This is a genomic window from Spirillospora sp. NPDC052242 (assembly GCF_040679555.1).
Lineage (GTDB): Bacteria > Actinomycetota > Actinomycetes > Streptosporangiales > Streptosporangiaceae > Spirillospora.
Map to the genome: position 1 here is coordinate 107,423 of NZ_JBFAUZ010000020.1, position 11,596 is coordinate 119,018.

Genomic DNA, 11,596 nt, shown 5'->3' on the forward strand with positions numbered 1-11,596 from the left:
TCCCGAGGGACAGGGTCCTGAAACTTTTACTGTGCGGAACCGAACGGTGGCTTAACGTGACCGAAGTCCCCGGCGATCAGGAGAGGGCACCGTGACGTCCGACAGCATCAGCGTCCCGACCGATGTCTCGATCAGCGTCCTGCGCGATGTCCTGCGCGTGTACGACCACCGATTCCTGGAGCTCGACCCCCTGCAGCGCGCCCGGCTCGTCGAGGGCACCCGCCGGCTGATCGGCGCCGACGGGCTGGACGACGTCGCCCGCGCGGCGCTGCCCGCGTCGGCGCGGCTGCGCGCGTTCTGCATCCAGCACGACCTGCTCGACGAGCTGGAACGGCTGATCCGCGACGAGGTCGAGGGCGGCCCGGCGGGCGCGGTGGTGGTCGGCGGCCGGATCTACGCGATGTACCCGTTCCTGCGCGGCGTCCCCCGGCAGGACGTCGACATCACCGGCGAGGTCGGCGTCGACCACCGGCTCGACGGCGCCGACTGGCAGGGCCGCCGGGTGCGGATCCGCGGCGCCGCCCGGCTGCAGCGCGTCGCGACCGACCGCTCGTCCGCCGAGATCCTGCTGCGGGAACGCTCCACCGGCCGGGAGCACCGCCTCCCCACCGCCCCGCGGGCCGACGTCCCCGGCGGCTTCGAACTGCTCGCCGACCCGGCCGCGATCGAGCCCGGACGGTACGACGTGCACATCGCCGCGACGGCGCTCGGCGTCCGGCGGGAGGCGCGCTTCGGGGCCGTCCGGCCCGCCGGCGTCCGGACGGGCCCGCAGCGGCGGGCGGTCGGCGCGAAGGACGCCACCCTCTACTTCACCCGCGGCGGCTACCTCGCGCTGCTGGTCGGCCGGGAACAGGAGAACCTGTCGCCGGTCACGCGGCTGCTGCGCCGCCTGCTGCGCTGACGCCCCGCCCCGGGGACGGGCCGGGCCCGAGAACGGACTGAGCCGACGCCACCGTCCGGGCGTCGGCTCAGTCTTTCGGCCTGCTCAGTCGTCGAACCGGCTCAGTCGTCGAACCGGCTCAGTCGTTCAGCCAGCTCATCATCGGGCGCAGCTCGGCGCCCGTCTTCTCGACCGGGTGCTCGGCCATCTTCTCGCGGTACTCGGTGAACTTCTTCTGGCCGCTCTCGAACTCGTTCACCAGCTCCTTGGCGTACTCGCCGGACTGGATCTCGCCGAGGATCTTCTTCATCGCGGCCTTGGTCTCCGGCGTGATCACGCGCGGGCCGCTGCGGTAGCCGCCGTACTCGGCGTTGTCGGACACCGACCAGTACATCTTGGAGATGCCGCCCTCGTACATGAGGTCGACGATCAGCTTCAGCTCGTGCAGCACCTCGAAGTAGGCGACCTCCGGCTGGTAGCCGGCCTCGGTCAGCACCTCGAACCCGGCCTTCACCAGCTCGGACGCGCCGCCGCACAGCACGGCCTGCTCGCCGAACAGGTCGGTCTCGGTCTCCTCGGTGAAGGTGGTCTTGATGCCGCCCGCGCGCAGGCCGCCGATGGCCTTGGCGTAGGCGAGGGCCAGCGGCCACGCGTTGCCGGACGCGTCCTTCTCCACCGCGACGATCACCGGGACGCCGCGGCCCGCGACGAACTGGCGGCGGACGAGGTGGCCGGGGCCCTTCGGCGCGACCATCGCCACGTCCACGCCCTCCGGCGGCTGGACCAGGTCGTAGCGGATGCTGAAGCCGTGGCCGAAGAACAGCGCGTCGCCCTCGACGAGCGCGGGCTTGATGTCCTTCTCGAAGATCTCCCGGTGGTGGTGGTCGGGAGCCAGCAGCATGATGAGGTCGGCCTCCTCGGCCGCCTCCGCCGGGGTGACGACGCGCAGGCCCTCGGCCTCCGCCTTCTCCCGGCTGGGGGACCCCTCGCGGAGCCCGACCCGGACGTCGACGCCGGAGTCGCGCAGGGAGAGCGCGTGCGCGTGTCCCTGGCTGCCGTAGCCGATGATCGCCACGTGCCGGCCCTGGATCACGCTCAGGTCGGCGGCGTCGTCGTAGAACATCTCAGCCACAGTGCTGCTGCCTTTCAGAGTGTCGGTTTTCTATGGTCACGCGCTGCGCTCGATGGCCCGCAGCGAGCGGTCGGTGATGGATCGCGCGCCGCGTCCGATGGCCACCATGCCGGACTGCACCAGCTCCTTGATGCCGAACGGCTCGAGGACGCGGATGAAGGCGTCCAGCTTGTCGCGGTTGCCGGTGGCCTCGATCGTCACCGCGTCCGGGGCGACGTCCACGACCTTGGCGCGGAACAGGTTGACGGTCTCCAGGACCTGCGAGCGGGTCTCGGCGTCGGCGCGCACCTTGACCAGGACGAGCTCGCGCTGGACCGACGCCGACTGGTCCAGCTCGACGATCTTCAGCACGTTGATCAGCTTGTTGAGCTGCTTGGTGACCTGCTCCAGCGGCAGGTCCTCGACGTTGACGACGATCGTCATCCGGGAGATGTCGGGGTGCTCGGTGACGCCGACCGCGAGCGACTCGATGTTGAAGCCGCGCCGGGAGAACAGCGCCGCGACCCGCGCGAGGATGCCGGGCTTGTTCTCCACCAGCACCGAGAGGGTGTGCAGGCTCATCGGGGTCAGTCTCCGTTCTCCCAGTCGGGCGCCATGTCCCTGGCGATCTTGATGTCGTCGTTGGCCGTGCCGGCGGCGACCATGGGCCAGACCATGGCGTCCTCGTGCACCACGAAGTCGATCACGACGGGCGCGTCGTTGATCTCCATCGCCTTGGCGATGACGGCGTCGACGTCCTCCGCCCGCTCGCAGCGCAGCCCCACGCAACCGTACGCCTCCGCGAGCTTCACGAAGTCCGGAATCCGCTTCGCGGCGTGCAGGTTCGTGTTGGAGTAGCGCTCGTTGTAGAAGAGCGTCTGCCACTGCCGGACCATGCCGAGGTTACCGTTGTTGATCACCGCGATCTTCACGGGGATGCCCTCGATCGCGCAGGTGGCCAGCTCCTGGTTGGTCATCTGGAAGCAGCCGTCGCCGTCGATCGCCCACACCTGCGTGTCGGGCGCGCCGACCTTGGCGCCCATCGCGGCCGGGACGGCGTAGCCCATCGTGCCCGCGCCGCCGGAGTTGAGGAACGCGCCGGGCCGCTCGTACTTGATGAACTGCGCGGCCCACATCTGGTGCTGCCCGACGCCCGCGACGTAGTAGGCGTCCGGCCCGACCAGCTGGCCGATCCGCTCGATGACCTGCTGCGGCGACAGCGACCCGTCGGCGGGGGCGTCGTACCCGAGCGGGTAGGTGTCGCGCCACGCGTCGAGCTGCCGCCACCAGTCGGTGTAGTCGCCGGTGTTGCCCGCCGCGTGCTCGTTCTGCACGGCGACGATCAGGTCGGCGATGACCTCGCGGGCGTCCCCGACGATCGGGACGTCGGCGTGCCGGTTCTTGGAGATCTCGGCGGGGTCGATGTCGGCGTGGACGACCTTCGCGTGCGGCGCGAACCCGTCGAGCTTGCCGGTGACGCGGTCGTCGAACCGGGCGCCGAGGGTGACCAGCAGGTCGGCGCGCTGCAGGGCGCCGACGGCGCCGACGCTGCCGTGCATGCCGGGCATGCCCATGTGCTGCGGGTGGCTGTCGGGCAGCGCGCCCTTCGCCATCAGCGTGGTGACGACCGGCGCGCCGGTCAGCTCGGCGAGCACCTTCAGCTCGGCGGACGCGCCCGCCTTCAGGACGCCGCCGCCGACGTACAGCACCGGGCGCTTCGACTCGACGATCAGCCGTGCCGCCTCGCGGACCTGCTTGGAGTGCGGCCGGGTGACGGGCCGGTACCCGGGGAGCTGGAGGGCGACGGGCCACTCGAACTCGACGGTCGCCTGCAGCGCGTCCTTCGCGATGTCGACCAGGACGGGCCCGGGACGGCCGGTGCTCGCGATGTGGAACGCCTCCGCGATCGTCCGGCCGATGTCGCGGGCGTCGGTGACCAGGAAGTTGTGCTTGGTGATCGGCATCGTGATGCCGGCGATGTCGGCCTCCTGGAACCCGTCGGTCCCGATCAGCGACGTCGCGACCTGGCCGGTGATCGCCACCATGGGCACGGAGTCCATGTAGGCGTCGGAGATCGCGGTGACGAGGTTGGTGGCGCCGGGCCCGCTGGTGGCCATGCAGACCCCCACCTTGCCGGTCACCATCGCGTAGCCCTGGGCGGCGTGGCCGGCGCCCTGCTCGTGCCGGACGAGGATGTGGCGGAGCTTCGCGGAGTCGAAGAGCGGGTCGTAGGCCGGGAGGATCGCGCCACCCGGGATGCCGAACACGGTGTCGACGCCGACGTTCTCCAGGGCGCGCACCAGCGCCTGGGCTCCCGTCATCTGTTCGGTCGTCATGATCTGCGGTTCCTTGGGGAGAGAGACTGGGCTCGCCGGGCAACAAAAAACCCCCGCCGCCGTATGGCGGTCGAGGGGAGGCGCGCAGGACGGTAGGACTCGGTCAGCCTGCGCGCCGACCAAGTACTACGAGGATGATGGTGGAGATGCTCTGCACGGGCCCCACTTTCGCCGATGTCCGCCCGCCGGTCAAATCCGTGAACACAATGTCTCGGTATATGAGACGGAATGTGGCGGGGTTCACCCTGGCAGCGGCAGCGGGATCTCACCGCTGACGTCGTCCCCGCCGCCCGCCAGGTTCGTCCGGACCAGCGACTCGACCCGCCCGGCCGCCATCGGCCGCGCCACCAGGAACCCCTGCCCCCGCGGGCAGCCCATCTCCCGCAGCAGCTCCAGCTGCTCGGGCCGCTCGATGCCCTCCGCCACCACGGTCAGCCCGAGGTCGCTGCCCAGCCGGACGATCGTGCGGGTGAGCAGCGTGCTCGTCTCGTCCGTGCCGAGCCCCGCGACGAACGACGGATCGATCTTGATGACGTCCACCGGGAGCCGCCCGAGGTAGGCCAGCGACGCGTAGCCGGTGCCGAAGTCGTCGATCGCCAGCCGGACGCCGAGGTCGCGCAGCGCCTCCAGGCGCTCCACCTTCGCCCCGTCGTCGACCAGCACCTCCTCCCGCACCTCCAGCGTGAGGGCGTGCGGCGGCAGACCCGTCTCCTCCAGCACCGACGCGACCGTCTCCACGAACCGGGGCGCGCCGATCTGCCGGGCGGTGAAGTTCACCGACAGGCCGACGTCCCACGAGTCCGCCCGCCAGCGGGCCACCTCCCGGCACGCCTCCCGCAGCACCCAGTCGCCGAGCGGCAGCATCAGCCCCGCCTCCTCGGCCGGGCCGATGAACTCCTCCGGCGGCACCGCCTCGCTCCCCCGCCACCAGCGCAGCAGCGCCTCCACGCCCGTCACCCGGGACGTCGCGAGGTCCACCACCGGCTGGAACTCCACCGCGAACTGCTCCTCGGCCAGCGCCCGCTGCAGGTCGCTGCCCAGCTCCAGCCGCCGGACGACGTCGGCGTGCATGTGCGGCGCGTACACCTCGACCCGGCCGCCGCCCATCTCCTTGGCGCGCGCCATCGCCAGGTCGCCGTTGCGCAGCAGGTCCGCGGCGCTGCGCCGGACGAGCCGCCCGGGGTCGGCGCCGCGGCCGGGCGGCCGCTCGTCGTCCCCGGCGAACGCGATCCCGACGCTCGCGGTCAGCGCGATCTGCTTGCCGCCGACCTGGTACGGGTCGGCCGACAGCACCCGCAGCAGCCGCCCCGCCAGCTCGACGGTCGCCTGCGTCTCCCGCTCGTCCGACGGAAGCTGCACCAGCACCGCGAACTCGTCGCCGCCCCAGCGCGCCACCGTGTCGTCGGCCAGCACGTTGCCGCGCAGCCGCCGCGCGGCCTGCGCCAGCACCTGGTCGCCCGCCGCGTGCCCCGCCGAGTCGTTCACGTCGGTGAAGCCGTCCAGGTCGACGAACACCACCGCGATCTTGTCGCCGGACCGCTGCCGGGACAGCAGCTCCCGGGTCCGCTCCTCGAAGAACGACCGGTTCGGCAGCCCGGTGAGGCCGTCGTGGAACGTCAGGTGGGCGACCTGCCGCTGCAGCGCCGCCTGCTCGCTGAGGTCGCGGGTCGTCACCAGCAGCCGTCCGGACGACCCGCCGCTGTAGCGCGACACCGTCGACTCCGTCGGCAGCCACGTGCCGTCGGCCGCGCGGACCCGGCAGGAGACGCGCAGGACGTCCTCGCCGAGGAGCCCGTCCTCGGCCTCCAGGAACTCGGTGAAGACCTCCTCCAGCCGGGGCAGGTCCTCCGGGTGGACGAGTTCGAGCAGCGGCCGGCCGACCAGTTCGTCCGCCGCGTAGTGGTAGGTCCGCAGGGCGCCCGCGCTCGCGTACTGCACGGTCGCGTCCAGGTCGCAGATCAGGACGGCGTCGTCGATGCTCTCCGACAGGGCGCGGAAGTGCTGCTCGCCCGCCTCGACCTCCCGGCGAAGCCGGTCGTTCTCCCGCAGCAGCGCCGCCAGCCGCGCCAGCAGCACCAGCGTCGCCGAGCCCGCCACGAGCGGGACGACCGGCTCCATCCCGTGCCGCCCGGTCAGCGTGTGCCCCGCGATGAACAGCGCGGCCGCCGCGGCGACCGCCGCCGGGGCGATCCCGGGGCCGATCATCCGGCCGCGCCGCGCCTCGGAGTCGTCCGCCCGCACCACGTCGGCGTCCGGCGGGATGTCGTCGGTCGGCTCCGCCGCCGGCTCCGTCCACGGGACGAGCATCAGCAGCAGCAGCCCGGCGAGCCGCAGGATGTCGGCGGGGTCCTCGGCGGGCGCGCCGCCGTGCAGCCGGACGAACGTCGTCACGATGTCGGCGATCGCGAACGCCGCGAGCGCGCCGTACCCCATCCACGCGGGCCTGCGGTGCCCCGGCGCCGCCCCCAGCACGAACGGCAGCGCCCCGCACACCAGCGCGATGTCGATCAGCGGGTACAGCAGCTCGAGCATGAACTCGGTCGGCGTCTCCCCCGACCGGTGGTACAGCGTGCTGAAGACCGCGACCCACCCGAGGACGAACAGCCCGCAGACGCACACGTACGTGTCGGCCGCGTACCGCAGCCACGTCCCCACGTCCCGCGGGGGGCTCACCGGGACGACCAGCCCCACGACCAGCGCGACCACGGCGAGCAGGTAGAACAGGTCGGGCACCGACAGGGACAGCGCGCTCCGGCTCGCGTAGTCGGCGAGGGCGCTGCCGACCGCGCCGAGGAACCAGCACGACGCGGCGATGCCGTACCAGCGCATGGACGCTCGCCAGATCCCGCCCGCCGACAGCCGCCGCAGGCCGCTCGCCCCGTCGCCGTCCCCGCCGCGCGGCCGCCCGGCCGACACCAGCAGGGACACCGCCGCGGCGCCCGCCGCGCCGGCCTCGGCCCACGTGATGAACGCCGTGCCGCCCCAGCCCGCCAGCGAGCCGACGGCGTACAGCACGCCGACGATCGCGGCGATGACGACCGGCAGGGCACGCGGCGGCATCCGCGTGGCGTTCTCGCCGCTCATCGCGCCGTGTCCCTTCCCGCCCCGCCTGGAGCGCTCGGTCCGGGCGCGCGACCGCGGCGCGCCGGGGAATTCGGGGTCCGCACCCTCACCGGCCCGATAACGCCTGGAGGGTCGAGGATCGTGCCCCCGCGCAGGGTCGGCGCGGGGCCGGCGGCGAGCACGTCGGCTGCGCCGGCCGGAGATCAGCTCCGTCGCTGCGATGCGGGATCACCGTGACGCCCAATGTACGTTCCGTAGGTCACGGAGCGATTGAGGGAGTGCGTCCACCCGGCGACGAAGCACGGCGAAGCACCATGTGAAGAACCCGTTTGATGTGACCGAAACACGATCGTCACCGATGCCCCGCATCACGCACAGTGACCATTTCCGTGTCCGAGTCGCCCCGGTCGTGCCATCCTGGGACGCGGGAGGCCCATCATGCGCATGCACCCGACCGTCCCGGCGACCGTCCTGGCGACCGTCCTCGTCCTGGCCGGCTGCTCCCCGGGCACCGACTCCGGCGACTCCACGAGCCCGCCGCCCGGTTCGTCCCCCACGGCGGGCCCGGCGACGTCCGTCCGGCCCGTCGCGACGGACCTCGAGGTCCCGTGGGCGGTGGCGTTCCTGCCCGGCGGCGACGCCCTCGTCACCGAACGGCAGAGCGCGCGGCTCCTGCGCGTCACCCCGTCCGGCGAGACCTCGGCCGTCGCCACGATCCCGGGCGTCGACCCGCTCGGCGAGGGCGGCCTCCTCGGCGTCGCCGTGTCCCCCGCGTTCGACGACGACCGCCTCGTCTTCCTGTACTACACCGCGGCCGACGACAACCGCGTCGTCCGGACGACCTACGACGGCCGCCTCGGCGACCTGCGGCCGATCGTCACCGGCATCCCCAAGGGCTCGAACCACAACGGCGGACGCCTCGCGTTCGGCCCCGACGGCATGCTGTACGTCACGACCGGCGAGATCGGCGACCCGTCCCTTTCCCAGGACCGCGACTCCCTCGGCGGCAAGATCCTCCGCGTCACCCCCGAGGGCGCCCCCGCCCCCGGCAACCCCTTCGGCAACCGCGTCTGGTCCTACGGCCACCGGAACGTGCAGGGCATCGCGTGGGACGACCGGAAGCGCCTCTACGCCACCGAGTTCGGCCAGAACGAGTTCGACGAGGTCAACCTGATCGAGAAGGGCGGCAACTACGGCTGGCCCGAGGTCGAGGGCGAGGGCTCGCCCGGCGACGAGTACATCGACCCCCTCGTCACCTGGACGACCGACGAGGCGTCCCCGTCCGGCCTCGCCTACGCGAACGGCTCCCTGTGGGCCGCCGCGCTCGCCGGCGAGCGCCTCTGGGAGGTCCCGCTGACGGACGGCGACGCCGGCGAGCCCCGCGCCCGCCTGCAGGGCGAGTACGGCCGCCTGCGCGCCGCCGTCCGAGCCCCGGACGGCACCCTCTGGGTCACGACGAGCAACCGCGACGGCCGAGGCGACCCTGCCGATTCGGACGACCGAATCCTCACCGTTCCCCTCCCATAACCCGCGGAACCCCCATTACGGACGATCCCGCCGCCTCATCACCCACCACCCGAAACCCGCCCACCCCGCCGCCCGCGACCCCGGCAACCCGTCCCGCCGGGCGCCGCGCGGCGCCCGGCCGCGTAAGCGGCACCCGTCCCTCCGGGCGGCGCGCATGTCCCTCAGGGCGCGAACGCCGTCCGCAGAGCACGGCACCGGCCCCATTTCCGGGGGCTGCGGTGATCGTCAGGTGGCGGGGCGGCGGTGGTGGAGGAGGAGGATCGCGGGGACGCCGGCGGCCGCGGCGGCCGCGGCGTCCGGGACGAGGGGGGCGAGGGACCACGGCCATACGTCCCAGGGGCCCGGGTCGGTCGGGGGCGGGCCGTCCGGGCGCGGCGGGGCGGGCAGCCCGGGCTCCTCGCAGCGGCGGACCTCCAGGCCCGCGTCGAGGGCGGCGCGGACGTGGTCGCCCACCGTGTGGCGATGCGCGACCAGGCGTCCGGGCCGTCCCTCGGCGTCGCGGACGGGCGGGACCGAGCCGCGGGCGACGTGGTCGGGGTGGACGTCCGAGATCACCAGGTCGCCGCCCAGACGCAGCACGCGCGCGAACTCGGCCAGCACCGGGGCGATGTCCGGGACGTGCGTGAGCGCGAGCCCGGTGACGACCAGGTCCACCGAGGCGTCCCGCAGCGGGAGGCGGTGCAGGTCGCCCCGCACGAAACGGGCCTCCGGGACGCGGACGCGGGCCCGGGCGAGCATGTCCGGCGAGGCGTCCACGCCGATGGGGCGGTGGCCGCGGCGGGCGAGGAGCGCCGTGTGGCGGCCGGTGCCGCAGGCGGCGTCGAGCGCGACGCCCGGCGGGATCGTGTCCAGGATCTCCGCCAGGACGGGCGCCTCGAAGTCGAACGCGGCGTTGGCGCCCTCGTCGTAGGTGGGCGCCCAGGAGCGGTAGCCGTCCACGACGCCGACGCGTTCGGCGTCCACGGCCTGCCGGAGGGACGGGTCGTCGAGCAGGCGCCGGACCTCGTCGAGGCGCGCCTCGACGAACGCGCGGTCGTGCTCGCCGTTGAACGCGCGCAGCAGGGCGAGGCCCTCGATGCCGAGGAGGTAGGCCAGCGGATGCTGATGGATCACACGCGCGACGCTAACCGGCCGGGCGCCGGGCGGGCCATCGGTTTTCCGCCGCCCCGTGACGCGGGGTCACGGGGCGGCGGGGCGTCAGGAGAGCTTCTCCAGGATCAGCTCGCGGGCGCGGCCCGCGTCGGCCTGGCCGCGGGTGGCCTTCATGACCGCGCCGACGAGGGCGCCGGCGGCGGCGACCTTGCCCGCGCGGATCTTGTCGGCGACGTCGGCGTTGTCCGCGATCACCTGGTCGATGATCGAGTTCAGCTCGCCCTCGTCGCTGACGATCTTGAGGCCCTTCGCGGCGACGACCTCGTCCGGGGTGCCCTCGCCGGCGAGGACGCCGGTGAAGACCTGCCGGGCCAGCTTGTCGTTCAGCTCACCGGCGGCGATCATCGCCTGGACGCGCGCGACCTGCTCCGGCGTGATCGGCAGGTCGGCCAGTTCGACGCCCTGCTCGGTCGCGCGGCGGGACAGCTCGTTCATCCACCACTTGCGGGCGGCCGGGGCGTCGGCGCCCGCGGCGATCGTCGACTCGATGAGGTCGACGGCCCCGGCGTTGACGACGTCCCGCAGTTCGAGGTCGGACAGGTTCCACTCCCGCTGGATGCGGGCGCGGCGGGCGGCGGGCAGCTCGGGCAGCGACGCGCGCAGTTCCTCGACCCACTCGCGGGACGGCGCCATCGGCACCAGGTCGGGCTCGGGGAAGTACCGGTAGTCCTGCGCCTCCTCCTTGCTGCGCCCGCTGGTGGTGCGGCCCGTGTCCTCGTGGAAGTGGCGGGTCTCCTGCACGATGCGCCCGCCCTCGGACAGGACGCCCGCCTGCCGCTCGATCTCGGACCGGACGGCCCGCTCGACCGAGCGCAGCGAGTTGACGTTCTTCGTCTCGGTGCGAGTGCCCCACTCGTCGGCGCCGCGCGGCATCAGCGACACGTTGACGTCGCAGCGCATCGAGCCCTCCTCCATGCGGACGTCCGAGACGCCCAGGGAGCGGACGAGCTCGCGCAGCTCCGTCGCGTACGCGCGGGCCACGAGGGGCGCGCGGTCGCCGGTCGCGACGATCGGCTTGGTGACGATCTCGACGAGCGGGATCCCGGCGCGGTTGTAGTCGACGAGGGAGAACTCGGCGCCGTGGATGCGGCCGGTGGTGCCACCGACGTGCAGCGACTTGCCGGTGTCCTCCTCCATGTGGACGCGCTCGATCTCGATGCGGTACGTCTCGCCCTCGACCTCGACGTCCAGGTGGCCGTCGACGCAGAGCGGCTCGTCGTACTGCGAGATCTGGAAGTTCTTCGGCATGTCCGGATAGAAGTAGTTCTTCCGGGCGAACCGGCACCATTCGACGATGTCGCAGTTCAGCGCGAGACCGATCTTGATGATGCCCTCGATCGCGGCGTGGTTCGTCACCGGCAGGGCCCCCGGCAGGCCGAGACACACCGGGCACACCTGCGTGTTCGGCTCCGCGCCGAACCCCGTCGGGCAGCCGCAGAACATCTTCGACGCGGTGCCCAGCTCGATGTGCGTCTCGATCCCGAGAACGGGCTCGAACTTCGCGAGCGCGTCCTCGTACTTCATCGG

8 protein-coding genes are annotated in these 11,596 nt (G+C 72.9%); 2 read left to right on the forward strand and 6 right to left on the reverse strand.

The genetic code is table 11. The annotated features are described in order from the left end of the window. The first annotated feature begins 91 nt into the window (after positions 1 to 91). The gene (locus tag AB0L25_RS18355) at positions 92 to 901 is read left to right on the forward strand and encodes a hypothetical protein (protein ID WP_500173517.1); all 810 of its coding nucleotides are present in this window, start codon (positions 92 to 94) and stop codon (positions 899 to 901) included. Positions 902 to 1,019: 118 nt separating this feature from the next. Here the strand turns inward: AB0L25_RS18355 and ilvC are convergent, their stop codons facing one another. The 4 genes from ilvC to AB0L25_RS18375 form a co-directional block, all read right to left on the reverse strand. Further along, positions 1,020 to 2,003: a ketol-acid reductoisomerase gene (gene ilvC, locus AB0L25_RS18360; RefSeq protein WP_500173519.1), complete on the reverse strand. Its 984-nt coding sequence runs from the start codon at positions 2,001 to 2,003 to the stop codon at positions 1,020 to 1,022. A 45-nt stretch (positions 2,004 to 2,048) separates the two neighbouring features. Continuing rightward, positions 2,049 to 2,573 (reverse strand): acetolactate synthase small subunit, encoded by a 525-nt coding sequence (ilvN, locus tag AB0L25_RS18365; RefSeq protein WP_151015532.1) that lies wholly within the window; start codon positions 2,571 to 2,573, stop codon positions 2,049 to 2,051. 5 nt (positions 2,574 to 2,578) lie between these two features. Then, positions 2,579 to 4,450: an acetolactate synthase large subunit gene (locus tag AB0L25_RS18370; RefSeq protein ID WP_500173522.1), complete on the reverse strand. Its 1,872-nt coding sequence runs from the start codon at positions 4,448 to 4,450 to the stop codon at positions 2,579 to 2,581. Between the two features lie 117 nt (positions 4,451 to 4,567). Then, a complete protein-coding gene (locus AB0L25_RS18375) occupies positions 4,568 to 7,411 on the reverse strand; it encodes a putative bifunctional diguanylate cyclase/phosphodiesterase (protein WP_500173524.1) in 2,844 nt (947 codons plus the stop codon). A 417-nt stretch (positions 7,412 to 7,828) separates the two neighbouring features. Between AB0L25_RS18375 and AB0L25_RS18380 the strand changes: the two genes are divergently transcribed. Further along, positions 7,829 to 8,917 (forward strand): PQQ-dependent sugar dehydrogenase, encoded by a 1,089-nt coding sequence (locus AB0L25_RS18380; protein WP_500173526.1) that lies wholly within the window; start codon positions 7,829 to 7,831, stop codon positions 8,915 to 8,917. Positions 8,918 to 9,142: 225 nt separating this feature from the next. On the opposite strand, the gene AB0L25_RS18385 is transcribed toward AB0L25_RS18380, so the two are convergent. Both AB0L25_RS18385 and gatB read right to left on the reverse strand, forming a co-directional pair. Continuing rightward, positions 9,143 to 10,030, reverse strand: a complete 888-nt coding sequence (locus AB0L25_RS18385; RefSeq protein ID WP_500173528.1) for a class I SAM-dependent methyltransferase — start codon at positions 10,028 to 10,030, stop codon at positions 9,143 to 9,145. Positions 10,031 to 10,114: 84 nt separating this feature from the next. Next, on the reverse strand, positions 10,115 to 11,593 hold the full coding sequence (gene gatB / locus AB0L25_RS18390) for an Asp-tRNA(Asn)/Glu-tRNA(Gln) amidotransferase subunit GatB (RefSeq protein WP_500173530.1): 1,479 nt from the start codon (positions 11,591 to 11,593) through the stop codon (positions 10,115 to 10,117). Positions 11,594 to 11,596: the final 3 nt, after the last annotated feature.